This window comes from Plantactinospora sp. KBS50 (assembly GCF_002285795.1).
Lineage (GTDB): Bacteria > Actinomycetota > Actinomycetes > Mycobacteriales > Micromonosporaceae > KBS50.
Genome location: NZ_CP022961.1, coordinates 1,435,949 through 1,450,273 on the forward strand (window position 1 = coordinate 1,435,949; position 14,325 = coordinate 1,450,273).

Sequence of the window (14,325 nt, forward strand, 5' to 3'; positions counted from 1 at the left end):
CGGACCCGCCGGCCGACGGTTTCGACCCCGGCGCGCGGCCGGGGGCCGCGCTTGTTCAGTTCGGGTCGACCTTCCACAGCCACATGCCGCCCACCCGCTGCCCGGACTGTCCGAGCAGGTCGTCGACGGTGGTCTTGAGCGCACCGGCGTTCCCCCGGGTGGTGGTCAGGGCCAGCAGCCCGACGTGCCGGTTCCGGAGGTCGACGCGGGCCTGCGCGCGCTCGGCGTCGGTGATGGTGGCTGGTTGGCCGGTGCTCGCCACGGTGTTCAGGATCGTGTCGGTGGCGTTCGGGTCGGTGTGGAACTGCGCCCAGCCGCCGCCGCGTACCGGGTCCGGTCCCAGCACGTAGCTGTGGCTGACCTTGAAGCCCAACCCGGTGTTGGCGGCCCAGGCCATCGTGCGGACCACCTCCGGCTTCTGCGGCGGTACGGGCATCAGTGCCGCGTCCTCGGAGAGGTAGTCCCGCCACCGGCCGTCCGCCAGGGACACCGGCATCCGGACCGCGGGGGAGATCGGCAGTGGCCGGGGGATCAGCGGCAGCATCGTGCCGACAAGCAGCAGCCCGAGCGCGATCCGTAGCGGCCGGCGCAGGTCGCCGCGGAGCAGTTCGGTCAGCGCCATCGTGACCAGCACGCCGAACGCGGCGCCGACCATGATGCCGAGCCGGCTCGTCACCACCGACTCGAACAGCGGAGCCTCCACCAGCGGCGCCCACGGGCCGGCCACGCCGGTGTAACGGCCGTCGATGAGGATGTCGTACCCCCAGGACAGCGGGATCAGCACCACCGCGACCACGGTGGCGATCCGGACCCACAGGTGGCGTCGCAGCCAGACGGCGATGGTGAGGACGGCGATCAGCAGCGGCCAGCCGTAGAAGGTGTTCAACTCCGTCGTGTTGCGGGCCAGCCGCAGCGGCGCCTCGGGGTCGCCGCCGAGGCTGTACGGCGAGTAGTTGACGAACGAGAGCAGGTCGGCGCCGTAGTTCTTGATGCCCGGCACGTGCCGGTAGTTGCCGGGTCCGAAGAACTGGACGTACAGCGGGTACGCGACCAGTACGGCGGCCACCAGTCCGGCCGTGGCCGTCCCGATCAGGAACGGCCGCCACCGGCGCCCCACCTCGCGGCGTCGCTGGATCACCCAGGCGACCAGCACGATCGCGCCGACCAACGCCGTGATGAACAGCGTCTCCTCGCCGAGGAACACCTGGTATGCGATGAGCAGCCCGAGGATCACGCCGTGCCGCACCGGCCGGGTGCTGGCACCCAGCCGAAGCACCCCGGCGAGGATGAGCGGTACCAGGAACTGGACGGCGATGTGCGGGTGGCCGCCGGCCTGCGAGATCATGCCGGGGCAGAAACCGGCGAGCGCGGCGCCCACGAAGGCGGCCAGCCGGGACTCAGTCAGGTGCCGGGACAGAACGAAATACCAGGCCACGGCGGTGCCGGCGAGGGCGGTCACCACCACCACGAGGAACGACACCGCCGGTCCCCAGATCATCGTGACAGGGGAGAGCGGGAGGCCCAGGCCGAGGATGGATGTGTTGGCCATCACGTTGATGCCCTCGGGCTGGTTCATGCGGTCGCTGAGCAGCGGGTTCTCCAGGTGCGAGACGACCCGCGCCGAGTGCGCCAGCATCCAGTGGAACAGCGTGGCGTCGGTGGGGTTGGCCCCGGACGCCCGCCCGGTCGGATCCCGCCACAGCCGGCCGGTCAGCACCATCGCGGCGCCGAGGTAGGCGAGCACGGCGGCGAGGTCGGGGAGCCAGCGCCACGCTGCTCGGATCCGGCCCTCGGCCGTACCGGACGCGCCCCCGGGGTCCCCGGCCGTTCCGGGCGCCGCGGCGACCGGCGCCGGGCCGTCCACGAGCGCGACATCGCCGGTGGCGGCGGCCGGCTCGGCCGGCGGGACGCTGCCCGGACTGCCGGCGTCCGCCACGGGCGGGGACGCGGCGGCGGTCTCCGATGCCGTCATCATGGGCTCCTTCAAAGGGTGATGGCAGACGCCGGGCCGACGGTCCGTGGGCCGGGATCAGCGGCTCATCATAGGCGAGCGGTGAGCTTCCGGTACGCCGCTCCCGCGCTGTCGCACCGTCATCCGTCGAGCGCGGCCCGGACCAACTCGGCGGCGCCGTCGGCCGTGGTGGGCAGCCCGCGGGCGTAGGCGTCGGCGAAGCCCGCCGGGCCGAGCGCCTCCCGGACCGCCGCCTCGATCCGCCGGCCGTCCAGCAGCGACCGGTCCGGCCCGCCGCCGCGCACCCCGGCCGCGGCCCCCAGCAGCACCGCCGCCGATTCGGGCCGGCCCGCCCGCAGGGCCAGGTCGGCGTACCCGACCAGCACGATGCCGATCACCGGCGCGTCGTGCGAGTCGAAGGCCAGCCGCAGCGCCTCGGCGTGCATGGTCCGGGCGGCGGCCAGGTCGCCGTCGGCCCCGGCCACCACGGCCCGGGAGGAGCAGAACACCGCCCGGGTCTGCTGCGCCGTCCGCTTGCCTTCGAGCAGTTCGGCGCCGCGGTCCAGCCGCTCCCGGGCCGCCGGCCAGTCCCCGGTGGAACGCAGGATGTCCGCGTGCGTGTAGACGACCGCGGCGCGGGAGTCGTCCGAGCCGAGCCGTTCGGCCTCGCGTTCGGCCTCGGCCAGCAGTTCCAGGGCGCGGGTGTGCTCGCCCAGGTGCCACAGTTCGTGCGCCAGCCGTGCCTGCACCTCCGGCACGTCCTCGGCGATCCGCAGCTCGTGCAGCATTCTCAGCGCCTGCTGGTAGCACTCGGCGGCCTGGCCGTGATCGCCGCGCCGGGAGATCAGGTCCGCCAGCCCCATCAGGCTGAACGCGCTTCCCCACCGTTCGCCGAGCGCGGCGTAGCCGGCCGCGGCCGCCCGCAGGTGGGCCGCGGCGGTCTCGTCCGGGCGGCCGAGGTTCTGCTCGGAGAGGGCGTGGAAGATCCGGGCGGTGGATGCGACCCAGACGTCCGGGTCGTCGAAGAGCCTGTCCATGATGTCCAGTTGCGGCCCGGAGAAGTACGACTCGATCGCCGCGGCGGTCGGCTCGATCAGCCGCAGCAGCGGATTGTGCGCCCGATGCGGCCCGGCCAGGGCGGCCGCCCGGCTCAGCCAGGCCTGCCCCTCGGCGAGGTCACCCTGACCCGCGGCCATCACCAGCATCGCCGTCACCGCGTACGCGTGGGCGTACGACTCGGCCGGCGCCTGCGCCTCGGCCTCCGGGTCGCCCAGCACCTGCCGGGCGTACCCGACGCCCTCGACGCGGTGTCCGCGCAGCCACCAGTACCAGCCCAGCGCCGCGACGAACCGGATCGCGGTGGCCTTGTCGGCGGTGATCGCCCAGCGCAGGGCCGTGATCGTGTTGTCGTGTTCGGCCGACAGCCGGCCGAGCCAGGCCAGCTGGTCCGGCCCGCGCAGGTGGGCGTCCGCGGCCTCGGCGACGGCCAGGTACTCCTCGGCGTGCGTCCGGCGTACCCGGTCCGCCTCGCCGGCCTCGACCAGCCGGCTCAGGCCGTACTCCCGGATCGTCTCCAGCAGCCGGTACCGCGGTGCCGGACCGTCCACCAGCACCACCAGCGACTTGTCGACAAGCGCGGTGAGCCGGTCGAAGACGTCCTCCGCGGCCAGGTCCGGGCCGGCGCAGACCCGCTCCACCGCCTCCCCGGTGGCGCCGCCGGCGAAGACCGACAGCCGGCGCAGCAGCGCCCGTTCGGAGCCGTCCAGCAGGTCCCAGCTCCAGTCGACGACGGCCCGCAGCGTCTGGTGCCGGGGCAGGGCGGTCCGGCTACCGCCGGTGAGCAGCCGGAACCGGTCGTCCAGCCGGGCGGCGAGCTGGGCCGGTGTCATCGAGCGCAGCCGGGCCGCGGCCAGCTCGATGGCCAGCGGCATCCCGTCCAGGGCGCGACAGATCCCGGCCACCGCGGCCACCGTGTCGGCGGTGACCGCGAAGCCCGGCCGCACCGCCGCGGCACGGTCGATGAGCAGCCGTACGGCCGGGTAGTCCGGCGCCCGCTCGGCACCGACGTCCGGCGGTGGCAGCGCCAGCGAGTCGACCGGGCGCAGCGCCTCGCCGGTGATGCCCAGCGGTTCCCGGCTGGTGGCCAGCACCCGAAGCTGCGGGCAGGCGCCGAGCAGCCGGCCGGCGAGCCGGGCCGCCGCGTCGATCAGGTGCTCGCAGTTGTCCAGGATCAGCACGAGCCGGCGGCTTCCGATGGCGGCGGCGAGCCGGTCGATCGGGTCGACGGGCTCGGCCGCCGGCACCCGGGCGCGGTTGCCGGCCACCAGGGCCTGCTCGCGCAGGCCGAGCGCGGAAAGGACGGTGTGCGGTACCTCGTCCGGATCCGTCACCGGGGCCAGCTCGACCAGCCACACCCCACCGGGGGCGTCGCCGAGCAGGGCCCGGCCCGACTCGACCGCCAGTCGCGTCTTGCCGGCACCTCCCGGCCCGGTCAGCGTGGTCAGCCGGGACGCGCGGACCAGCGCGGCGACCCTCGCGCGGTCCTGCTCCCGACCCACGAAGCTGCTCAGCGGCGCGGGCAGGTTGGACGTCACCGGTGGCGGCGCGGCGTCGGCCGGCCCGGTGGCGCGATCGCGCGGGGCGGTCGCCGGCCCTGCACCCGGCGCACGGGCCCGGTCGGCACCGGCCCGGTCGGCACCCGCCGGGCCGCCGAGGGTCGGCGCCGGATCCGGGGTACGCAGCAGGTCGAGATGCAGCGCCGCGAGTTCGGCGGAGGGGTCCACGCCGAGCTGATCGGCGAGTTCGGCCCGGAACCGCTCGTACGCGGACAGCGCCTCGGCGGTCCGCCCGGCGGCCCGCAGCGCCCGGATGAGCTGTGCGGCCGGGCGCTCCCGCAGCGGGTACGCGGTCACCAGGTCGCGCAGTTCGGGCACCAGCGCGTCCGCGGCGCCCAGCGCGAGCCGCGCCTGGATCCGGTCCTCGACGGCGCCCAGCCGGACCTCGTCGATCCGGGCCAGCAGCCCGGCGGTCACCTCGGCGCCGTCCAGGTCGGCCAGGGCCGGCCCGCGCCAGAGGTCGAGCGCCTCGGTCAGGACGGCGTCGGCGCGGCCGGGGTCGGTGGGCAGCAACCGCCGTCCGGTCGCGGCGAGCCGCTCGAACCGGACAAGGTCGACGGCCTCGGCGGGCACGGCCAGCCGGTAGCCGGTCGGGTGCGACTCCACCGCGCCGTCCGGGAGGATCCGGCGGAGCCGGGACACCAGCGCCTGCAACGCGTTCGCGGCGGCGGCGGGCGGGGACCCGGCCCACAGCCCGGCGACCAACCGGCCGGTGGCCACCACCCGACCGGGGTCGAGCGCCAGCAGGATCAGCAGTCGCCGCAGCCGGGTGCCGGCGACGGGTACCGGCGTACCGTCGTCACCCACGACCGCCACCGGGCCGAGCACCGCGATCTGCACGTGGTCGATTCTGCCGGCCTGCGGCCAGGATCCGGTGCCGCCCCCGGCGGCGGCCCGGGACGCCGATCCGTACCTCGGGGTCCCGATCCGGATTCGGGGCTCAGCGGGGCGGATCCGTGCCCTCGCCGCTGGCGGCGTCCGGGCCGCCCAGGTCGGACTCCCAGCGCTCGAACAGCTCGCGTTCCCGGCGGTCCCGGCGGGCCAGCGAGCGGAGGAACTCGGGGTCGTCGTCCGGCGCGGCCGGTCCGGTGCGGGCGGGGCGCGCCACCGGCGTGCGGGCCGGTGCCGGGCGCCCGGCGGTGAACCAGGCAACGGCCCCGGCGATCGGCAGGATCAGGATCACCACCACCCAGGCCGCCCGGGGCAGCACCCGGATGCTGCGGCCCGACTCGACGGACAGGCAGCTCACCATGGCCAGCCCGGTCAGCACCAGCTCGACCAGGAAGAGCAGCATGAGCACCCGGACCATGCGCCAATGATGGCTCATCCGGAGCGGGTCGCCTAGTTTCTGTCCGACCTTCACCCGCGGACTTTGCCGCGCCGGCCGCCGACGGCCCGGTCGCCGCGTCGCCGGCGGCCCGGATCGCCTGGGCTACCGGACCAGCAGCACGATGCCCAGGACCGCGTAGCCGGCGGCCACCGCGGCGGCGACGGGCAGTGCCGCGCCGCCGGCGGGTACCCGCTCGGGGGCCCGGTCCCGCGGATCGCCGGCCATCCGGCGGTAGCTGACCGTCACGACGAGGGCCCAGCCCGCGACCGCGGCGACGGCGGCGACCGCCGGCAGGGCGCCGGCCGGGCCGTGCCGCAGGGCCAGCCGGACCAGCAGCAGCACGACCACGGCGTGCGCCAGCGCCGTGCGGCGCCAGGACAGCCGGGTGCGTTCGGGCTGCAGGCCCGGGTCGCCGGTCATCTGCCGGGGCCGCCGGTGGCGAGCAGGAGCACGATCAGCACCACCGCGCCGAGGCCGACCACCAGGGCCAGCACGGCCGGGAAGCGGGACACCGGCAGTTCCTCGCCGAGCCGGATGGCCCGCTCGGTGCGGGCCCAGTGATCGACCGCCCGGACCGCAACCACGGCACCGAGCAGCAGCAGCGCCGCCGCCAGCGCCTCGCGCAGGTGCTGGACCGGCATCCGGGGCAGGAACTGGGCGACGCCGAGCCCGCCGGCGATCAGCGCGAGCCCGGTGCGCAACCAGGCCAGGAAGGTGCGCTCGTTGGCCAGCGAGAACCGGTAGTCGGGGGTGCTGCCCACCTCCCGCAACTCATGCGGGTCGAACCACTGCCTGATAGCGCTCCACACGAGCGCGATTATCCAACGGACGGCGTGACCAGCCGAAACGAGCTGCCGGACCGCCGCGTTGCGGCCCCGGTCCGCCGGGGCGTACCGGCGCGGAATCGGCCGATCCCGGCATGTCCCGGGCGGGTACCGATCACCGTGACCGCACCGTACGTCTACACTGCGTGACTGTGGATGACCGGCTGGCCGCCGATGAGCGGATGACCCTGAAGACCGCCGCGTACGGCGCGGTCTTCCTGGTTTCGAACGCCGAGCCGGGGCCGTTCGCCATGATCAAGGAGAGCTTCGCCGCCTCGGACACCATCGCCGGCTCCTCCGGGTTGGTCCGCGACGTCCTCACCACCGGCCCGCTGCCGCAGTTGCCGGCCGACCCGGTGGCGGTCAAGGAGGTCGTCCTGCCGGCCCTGCGCCGGTCGGTGGAACTGCTCCGCGAGCACGCCCCGGCGGAGTTGGGCCGGTACCAGGCGACGGTGGTCGCGGCCGCGCACCAGGTCGCGCGGGCCTCCGCGGGCACGAGCGAGGCGGAGGCGACCGCGCTGGCCGAGGTGCTGGCCGCGCTGGAGGTCACGCCCTGACGAGGCGCCGTCCGGCCGCGCCGCGCCGGTGCGCCCGCCCGGCGGTGAGCCGCGTCACCTCGGGCCGTCACATGCCCGAACCTACCAGTGGGTAACATGGCGGGTGGTCAACCGCACAAGCGCACGCGGTTGACCTGACGTTTCCGGACCGGGAAGGCTGCCGGCGGAGAATGGGCACCGGGAACCGGCGCCAGCAGCGGCGTTGAGGGGCAAAATCGACAGGAGGTCGTCGAAGCGCGATGAATATCGTCGTACTCGTCAAGCAGGTGCCCGACTCGGGCGCAGACCGGAACCTGCGCAGTGACGACAACACGGTCGACCGCGGCTCGGCAAGCAACGTCATCAACGAGATGGACGAGTACGCCATCGAGGAGGCGCTGCGGCTCAAGGAGGCCAACGGCGGCGAGGTGACGGTGCTGACGATGGGACCGGAGCGGGCCGCCGAGTCAATCCGCAAGGCGCTGTCGATGGGTCCCGACAAGGCCGTCCACGTAACCGACGACGCGCTGCACGGCTCCTGCGCCCCGGCCACCTCGAAGGTGCTCGCGGCGGCGCTGCGCCGGCTCGGCGCCGACCTGGTCCTCTGCGGTGCGGAGTCCACCGACGGCCGCGTGCAGGTCATGCCGCACATGCTGGCCGAGCGGCTGGGCATCGCGGCGCTGACCGGTGCGCGGAAGCTCACGGTCGAGGGCGGCACGCTGACCATCGAGCGGCAGACCGAGGAGGGCTACGAGGTCGTCACGGCCAGCACCCCGGCGGTCGTCTCGGTCTGGGACACCATCAACGAGCCCCGGTACCCCTCGTTCAAGGGGATCATGGCGGCCAAGAAGAAGCCGGTCGAGACGCTGTCGCTGGCGGACCTCGGGATCCCGGCCGACGAGGTCGGCCTGGCCGGCGCCACCAGCGCCGTGGTCGAGCACAGCAAGCGTCCGCCGCGCTCCGGCGGCCAGAAGGTGACCGACGAGGGCTCCGGCGGCGTGGCGCTGGTCGAGTACCTCGCCACCGAGAAGTTCGTCTGAGGGGTGGAGGGCATGGCTGAGGTACTCGTCGTCGTCGAGGCGACCAAGGAGTTCGGCGTCAAGAAGGTCACGCTGGAGCAGCTCACCCTGGCCCGCGACCTGGGCACGCCGGCCGCCGTGGTGCTCGGCGGACCCGGCGCCGCCGAGGCGCTCGCCGGCAAGCTCGGGGAGTACGGCGCCGCCAAGGTGTACGCCGGCGAGAGCGAGGAGATCGACGGATATCTGGTGGCGCCCAAGGCCGCCGTGCTGGCCGACCTGGTCAACCGGGTGCAGCCGGCGGCCGTGCTGCTGGCCTCCAGCCAGGAGGGCAAGGAGATCGCCGCCCGGTTGGCCGTGAAGCTGGACAACGGCCTGCTCACCGACGTGGTCGGGCTGGCCGCCGACGGCACCGCCAGCCAGCTCGCGTTCGCGGGCTCCACGATCGTGAAGTCCACCGTGACCCGGGGCCTCCCGCTGGTGACGGTGCGGCCGAACTCGATCAACCCGACGCCCGCGCCGGCCACCCCGCAGATCGAGCGGCTGGACGTCCGGGTCGCCGACGCGGACAAGCTGGCGAAGGTGGTCGAGCGGGTCGCCGAGCAGAAGGGCTCCCGGCCGGAGCTGACCGAGGCGTCCGTGGTGGTCTCCGGCGGTCGCGGCGTGGGCAACGCGGACAACTTCAAGCTGGTGGAGGAGCTGGCCGACCTGCTCGGCGGCGCGGTGGGCGCCTCCCGGGCGGCGGTGGACTCCGGCTTCTACCCGCACCAGTTCCAGGTCGGGCAGACCGGCAAGACCGTGTCGCCGCAGCTCTACGTCGCGCTCGGCATCTCCGGCGCGATCCAGCACCGCGCCGGCATGCAGACCTCGAAGACCATCGTCGCGGTCAACAAGGACGGCGAGGCGCCGATCTTCGAACTGGCCGACTTCGGCGTGGTGGGCGACCTGTTCAAGGTCGTCCCGCAGGCGGCCGAGGAGATCCGCAAGCGCAGGTAGCCACCGTCGTGCAGCGGCTCCGCCGGACGGCGGGGCCGCTGTGCGCCGGTCCACACCGGCCGCCGAAATTCGTACACCCCCGCCACGGGATTCGGTGATGCCCTTCCCCGGCGATAGGCTGGAGAACGATGGCATACCTGGACCATGCGGCGACCACGCCGATGCTGGATGAGGCGTTGGAGGCGTACGTCGCCACCGTCCGCGAGGTCGGCAACGCATCGTCACTGCATGGCGCGGGCCGGTGCGCCCGACGCCGGGTGGAGGAGTCGCGGGAACGGATCGCCGCCGCGGTCGGCGCCCGGCCCTCCGAGGTGATCTTCACGGGCGGCGGCACGGAGAGCGACAACCTCGCCCTGAAGGGCATCTTCTGGGCCCGGCGGGCGGCCGACCCGGCCCGTACCCGGGTGGTGGTCAGCGGCGTCGAGCACCACGCGGTGCTGGACGCCGCGCACTGGCTCGGCGACCACGAGGGCGCCACGGTGAGCCTGCTGCCGGTGGACGAGGCCGGCCGGATCCGGGTGGACGCGCTGGGCGAACTGCTCGACGCGTACCCCGGCGAGGTGGCCGTGGTGAGCACCATGTGGGCCAACAACGAGGTAGGCACCGTGCAGCCGGTGGCCGAGCTGGCGGCCGTCGCGTCGCGGGCCGGTGTGCCGCTGCACACCGACGCGGTGCAGGCGGTCGGGCAGGTCCCGGTGGACTTCGCGGCCAGCGGCGCCGCGGCGCTCACCCTCACCGGCCACAAGCTCGGCGGCCCGGTGGGCGTCGGTGCCCTGCTGCTGGGCCGGGACGTGGCCTGTACGCCGTTGCTGCACGGCGGCGGCCAGGAGCGCGACGTGCGGTCCGGCACCCTGGACACCGCCGGGGTGGTCGCCCTCGCGGTCGCGGTGGAGACCGCGGTCAAGCGCCAGCAGGAGTACGCGGCCCGGCTGCGCGGGCTGCGCGACGAGCTGATCGAGCGGGTCCGCGCCGCCGTGCCGGACGCCATCGTCAACGGCGATCCCGCCGACCGGCTGCCGGGCAACGCGCACCTGAGCTTCCCCGGGTGCGAGGGGGACGCGCTGCTGCTGCTCCTGGACGCCCAGCGGATCTCCTGCTCCACCGGGTCGGCGTGCTCGGCCGGGGTGGCCCAGCCGTCGCACGTGCTGCTCGCGATGGGCGCCGACGACGCTCGGGCGCGCTCGTCGCTGCGCTTCTCGCTCGGCCACACCTCCACGCCCGCCGACGTCGAGGCGCTGGTGGCCGCGCTGCCGGCGGCCGTGGACCGGGCCCGGCGGGCGGCCGCAGTACGCGACCGGCGGTCCTGACCGGCGGGTGCCGCCCGTGAGGCCCGCCCGGCGGCGGCGCTACCCTCGTAGGCGGGGCTAAGGAGGATGCTGGCGTGCGGGTACTGGCGGCGATGTCCGGTGGGGTGGATTCGGCGGTGGCGGCCGCCCGGGCGGTCGACGCCGGGCACGACGTGACCGGCGTGCACCTGGCGCTGGCCCGCAACCCGCAGACCTACCGGACCGGCGCCCGGGGCTGCTGCACTCTGGAGGACTCCCGGGACGCCCGCCGGGCCGCCGACGTGATCGGGATCCCGTTCTACGTCTGGGACCTGGCCGACCGGTTCCATGCCGACGTCGTGGACGACTTCGTCGCCGAGTACGCCGCGGGGCGTACCCCGAATCCCTGCCTGCGCTGCAACGAGAAGATCAAGTTTGCGGCGGTGCTGGACCGGGCCGTCGCGCTCGGCTTCGACGCCGTGGTGACCGGCCACCACGCCCGGCTCGGCCCGGACGGGCTGCTGCGCCGCAGCGTCGACCTCGACAAGGACCAGTCGTACGTGCTGGCCGTGCTCACCCGGGACCAGCTCGACCGCTCGATCTTCCCGCTCGGCGGCTCCACCAAGGCGCAGGTGCGCGCCGAGGCCGCGGACCGGGGGCTGGCGGTGGCCGACAAGCCCGACTCGCACGACATCTGCTTCATCTCCGACGGCGACACCCGGCGGTTCCTCGCCGAGCGGCTCGGCGAGGAACCGGGCGACATCGTGGACGGCCGCACCGGCGCCGTCGTGGGCACGCACACCGGCGCGTACGCGTACACCGTGGGCCAGCGGCGCGGGCTCGCGCTGCGGGAGCCGGCGCCGGACGGGCGGCCGCGGTACGTGCTGTCCATCACCCCGGTCACCAACACCGTGACGGTCGGCCCGGCGGAGGCGCTGGCCGTCTCCACGGTCTCCGCGCAGCGTCCGGTGTGGACCGGCGGCGCCCGCCCGGACGGCCCGGTCGAGTGCCGGGTGCAGTTGCGGGCGCACGGTTCGGTGGTGCCGGCGACGGTCCGGTGCGACGACACCGGCCTGCACGCCCGGCTGCACGAGCCGGTCCGCGGCGTCGCGGCCGGCCAGGCCATCGTGGCGTACCGGCCGGACCCGGCCGGCGACGTGGTGCTCGGCTCGGCCACCATCCGTTGATCACTGGGTAGAGTCGGCGGACGTGACGGAGGAACAACCCTGGCCGTGGCCGGCCGCAGCGGCGAGCGGGATCGGCTCGCTGCCCGGCACGGACGTGGCGGAGGCGCAGCGCATCGTGCTGGGCGAGCTGCCGGAACTGCCGCACCTGCCCGAGCTGCCGGGCCGTGGTCCCGGCGCCGATCTGCTCGGCCGCACCGCCGGCCTGCTGGTGGGGCTGCCGGTCGAGCTGTACGCGGCCCGCTGGCGGATCGCCGCCCGCGCCGGCCGGGACCTGCGGCGCTCCCGCGACCTGTTGGAACGCGACCTGGACCAGATGACCGAGCAGGCCGAGGGCTTCACCGGCACCTTCAAGATCCAGGTTGCCGGGCCGCTCACCCTGGCCGCCGGGCTGGACCTGCCGGTCGGGGCGCGGATGCTGCGCGACCCGGGCGCGGTCCGGGACCTCACCGAGTCCCTGGCCGACGGGGTCCGGTCGCACGTGGCCGACGTCCGGCGCCGGCTGCCCGGTGCCGGTGTCCTGGTCCAGCTCGACGAGCCGTCCCTGCCGGCGGTGCTGGCCGGCCGGGTGCCCACGCAGAGCGGGCTCGGCACGTACCGGCCGGTGGAGACCGCGTCGGCCACCGAGGCGCTGCGCCGGGTGGTCGAGGCCGCGGCCGCGCCGGTGGTGCTGCACTGCTGCGCGCCCGACGTACCGCTGGACCTCGTCCGGGCCTCCGGCGCCGCCGCCGTGGCGATCGACCTCGACCTGGTCCGCCGGCTCGACCCGCTGGGCGAGGCGATCGACGCGGGGCTCGGCCTGCTGGCCGGCGCCGTGCCGGCCACCCCGGCGACGCCCGGACAGCGACCGGCCTCGGCGCGGGCCGCCGAGACGGTCCGGCGGCTGTGGGACCGGCTCGGCTTTCCCCGCCGCCGGCTGGTCGAGCAGGTCGTGGTGACGCCCGCGTGCGGCCTGGCCGGCGCCGATCCGGAGTACGCCCGCGCGGCGCTGGCGGCCTGCCGGGACGCCGCCCGGCGGCTCGCCGAGACCTGACCGGCGCGGCCGGGACTCTGCGACACCGGCGCGTCCGCCACCGCGGTCTGGCGGCGGCTCGCCGGGACCTGACCGGCGCGGGCGGGACCGGCCGGCGCCGCACCGCCGGTCCGGTTTGGTTGTCGTATCCCGCGGGCAGGATGGCGGCATGATTGGACAATTGCGCACCGTGGTCATCGACTGTCCGGACCCGCGGGCCCTCGCCGGCTTCTACGCGCAGCTGCTGGGACTGCCGGTCACCTTCGACGACGGCGACGACCCGGACGCCTGGGTGGTGCTCGGCGGCAAGCCCGGCGAGCTGCCCCGGCTGGCGTTCCAACGGGCGCTGGACCTGCTGCCCCCGGCCTGGCCGGATCCGGCGCGCCCGCAGCAGTTCCACCTGGACGTGACGGTGGAGGACGTCGACGAGGCCGAGCCGCAGGTGCTGGCGCTCGGCGCCACCCGACTGACGGCCGTCGACGACGAGCACTTCCGGGTCTATGCCGACCCCGTCGGCCACCCGTTCTGCCTCTGCTGGGACTGATCGGGGTGGCGGTCGGCCCCGTCATGGCTGATCATGATGAGCCATGACACCCCGCCGCGCCTCCGGCTCGTTGTTCGGGCTCGCCTACGGCGACGCGCTGGGCAAGCCGACCGAGTTCCTGCCGGTGGCCGAGATCGTCGCCCGGTACGGCCCGGCCGGCCCCCGCGAGCTGGCCGGCGACCCGGCGTTGGTCACCGACGACACCCAGATGGCGCTCGCGGTGGCCTGGTCGCTGCGCGAGGCGCCGGCCGCCGCCCCGGCCGCGCTGGAGGCGGCGCTGCGCCGGCGCTTCGTCGCCTGGGCGCAGAGCCCGGAGAACGATCGGGCGCCCGGGATGACCTGTCTGCGCGCCTGCGCGGCACTGGCCGACGGCCGGCCGTGGCAGGCCGCCACGGTGGCCGGCTCGAAGGGCTGCGGCGCCAACATGCGGGTCACCCCGGTCGGCCTGGTCGCCGGGTTCGACCTGGACACCCTCGCCGGGGTGGCGCAGCTGCAGGCCGGGCTGACCCACGGGCACCCGACCGCGCTGGCCGCCAGCGAGCTGACCGCGTACGCGGTGCGGCTGGTCCGCGACGGCGCCGCGCCGGCCGACCTGCCGGCGCTGCTGCGGGCGCGGGCCGCCGCCCAGCGGCGCGTCTACCGGTACGACTGGCTCGGCGACCTGTGGCAGCGGCCCGGCCTGACCGACCCGGCCGACTTCATCGAGCGCGGCTGGGTCGACTGCCTCGCGGCGCTGGACCGGCTCGACGCCGCGCTGGCCGGACCGGACGACGGCGGCGACCCGTGCGAGGCCACCGGCGAGGGCTGGATCGCCGAGGAGGCGCTGGCCACGGCGCTGCTGTGCGTGCTGCGGCAGCCGGCGGACCCGGTCGCCGTGCTGGCCCGCGCGGCCACCACGGCGGGTGACTCCGACTCCATCGCCGCGCTCGCCGGCGCCGTGCTCGGTGCGCTGCACGGCATGCCGGCCTGGCCGGCCGAGTGGGCCGGGCGGATCGAGTACGCCGACCAGCTCGACGCGCTCGGTTCGGAGCTGGACTGACCGCCCCGCGGTG

The 14,325-nt window shown here is 75.3% G+C and carries 13 protein-coding genes; 8 read left to right on the forward strand and 5 right to left on the reverse strand.

Annotated features, from left to right (window positions below):
- Positions 1-55: 55 nt before the first annotated feature.
- The 5 genes from CIK06_RS06580 to CIK06_RS06600 form a co-directional block, all read right to left on the reverse strand.
- Positions 56-1,975: a hypothetical protein gene (locus CIK06_RS06580; protein ID WP_095564065.1), complete on the reverse strand. Its 1,920-nt coding sequence runs from the start codon at positions 1,973-1,975 to the stop codon at positions 56-58.
- A 116-nt stretch (positions 1,976-2,091) separates the two neighbouring features.
- Positions 2,092-5,406 (reverse strand): BTAD domain-containing putative transcriptional regulator, encoded by a 3,315-nt coding sequence (locus CIK06_RS06585; RefSeq protein WP_095564066.1) that lies wholly within the window; start codon positions 5,404-5,406, stop codon positions 2,092-2,094.
- A 100-nt stretch (positions 5,407-5,506) separates the two neighbouring features.
- Positions 5,507-5,875 (reverse strand): PLD nuclease N-terminal domain-containing protein, encoded by a 369-nt coding sequence (locus tag CIK06_RS06590; protein ID WP_095564067.1) that lies wholly within the window; start codon positions 5,873-5,875, stop codon positions 5,507-5,509.
- A gap of 123 nt (positions 5,876-5,998) precedes the next feature.
- Positions 5,999-6,316, reverse strand: a complete 318-nt coding sequence (locus tag CIK06_RS06595) for a DUF202 domain-containing protein (RefSeq protein ID WP_095564068.1) — start codon at positions 6,314-6,316, stop codon at positions 5,999-6,001.
- Positions 6,313-6,705 (reverse strand): YidH family protein, encoded by a 393-nt coding sequence (locus CIK06_RS06600; protein WP_095564069.1) that lies wholly within the window; start codon positions 6,703-6,705, stop codon positions 6,313-6,315. The genes CIK06_RS06595 and CIK06_RS06600 overlap by 4 nt, the downstream gene beginning before the upstream one ends.
- Positions 6,706-6,866: 161 nt before the next feature.
- Between CIK06_RS06600 and CIK06_RS06605 the strand changes: the two genes are divergently transcribed.
- The 8 genes from CIK06_RS06605 (at position 6,867) to CIK06_RS06640 (ending at position 14,312) form a co-directional block, all read left to right on the forward strand.
- The gene (locus CIK06_RS06605) at positions 6,867-7,277 is read left to right on the forward strand and encodes a hypothetical protein (RefSeq protein WP_095564070.1); all 411 of its coding nucleotides are present in this window, start codon (positions 6,867-6,869) and stop codon (positions 7,275-7,277) included.
- 239 nt (positions 7,278-7,516) lie between these two features.
- Positions 7,517-8,296 (forward strand): electron transfer flavoprotein subunit beta/FixA family protein, encoded by a 780-nt coding sequence (locus tag CIK06_RS06610; protein ID WP_095564071.1) that lies wholly within the window; start codon positions 7,517-7,519, stop codon positions 8,294-8,296.
- A 12-nt stretch (positions 8,297-8,308) separates the two neighbouring features.
- Positions 8,309-9,268: an electron transfer flavoprotein subunit alpha/FixB family protein gene (locus CIK06_RS06615; protein WP_095567622.1), complete on the forward strand. Its 960-nt coding sequence runs from the start codon at positions 8,309-8,311 to the stop codon at positions 9,266-9,268.
- A gap of 128 nt (positions 9,269-9,396) precedes the next feature.
- Positions 9,397-10,575 carry a cysteine desulfurase family protein gene (locus CIK06_RS06620; protein WP_095564072.1) on the forward strand — a complete coding sequence of 393 codons (1,179 nt, stop codon included), beginning with the start codon at positions 9,397-9,399 and terminating at the stop codon, positions 10,573-10,575.
- Between the two features lie 74 nt (positions 10,576-10,649).
- Positions 10,650-11,720, forward strand: coding sequence for a tRNA 2-thiouridine(34) synthase MnmA (gene mnmA / locus CIK06_RS06625; RefSeq protein ID WP_095564073.1), 1,071 nt, complete (start codon positions 10,650-10,652; stop codon positions 11,718-11,720).
- Positions 11,721-11,742: 22 nt separating this feature from the next.
- Complete coding sequence (locus CIK06_RS06630) at positions 11,743-12,750, forward strand: methionine synthase (protein WP_095564074.1); 1,008 nt, start codon at positions 11,743-11,745, stop codon at positions 12,748-12,750.
- Between the two features lie 148 nt (positions 12,751-12,898).
- Positions 12,899-13,273, forward strand: coding sequence for a VOC family protein (locus CIK06_RS06635; protein ID WP_095564075.1), 375 nt, complete (start codon positions 12,899-12,901; stop codon positions 13,271-13,273).
- Between the two features lie 43 nt (positions 13,274-13,316).
- Complete coding sequence (locus CIK06_RS06640) at positions 13,317-14,312, forward strand: ADP-ribosylglycohydrolase family protein (RefSeq protein WP_095564076.1); 996 nt, start codon at positions 13,317-13,319, stop codon at positions 14,310-14,312.
- Positions 14,313-14,325: the final 13 nt, after the last annotated feature.

Coding starts and splice junctions, on each gene's coding strand:
- CIK06_RS06580 (WP_095564065.1), bottom strand. CDS start 1,975: ATGATGACGGCATCGGAGACCGCCGCCGCGTCCCCGCCCGTGGCGGAC.
- CIK06_RS06590 (WP_095564067.1), bottom strand. CDS start 5,875: ATGGTCCGGGTGCTCATGCTGCTCTTCCTGGTCGAGCTGGTGCTGACC.
- CIK06_RS06595 (WP_095564068.1), bottom strand. CDS start 6,316: ATGACCGGCGACCCGGGCCTGCAGCCCGAACGCACCCGGCTGTCCTGG.
- CIK06_RS06610 (WP_095564071.1), top strand. CDS start 7,517: ATGAATATCGTCGTACTCGTCAAGCAGGTGCCCGACTCGGGCGCAGAC.
- CIK06_RS06615 (WP_095567622.1), top strand. CDS start 8,309: ATGGCTGAGGTACTCGTCGTCGTCGAGGCGACCAAGGAGTTCGGCGTC.
- CIK06_RS06620 (WP_095564072.1), top strand. CDS start 9,397: ATGGCATACCTGGACCATGCGGCGACCACGCCGATGCTGGATGAGGCG.
- CIK06_RS06635 (WP_095564075.1), top strand. CDS start 12,899: ATGATTGGACAATTGCGCACCGTGGTCATCGACTGTCCGGACCCGCGG.
- CIK06_RS06640 (WP_095564076.1), top strand. CDS start 13,317: ATGACACCCCGCCGCGCCTCCGGCTCGTTGTTCGGGCTCGCCTACGGC.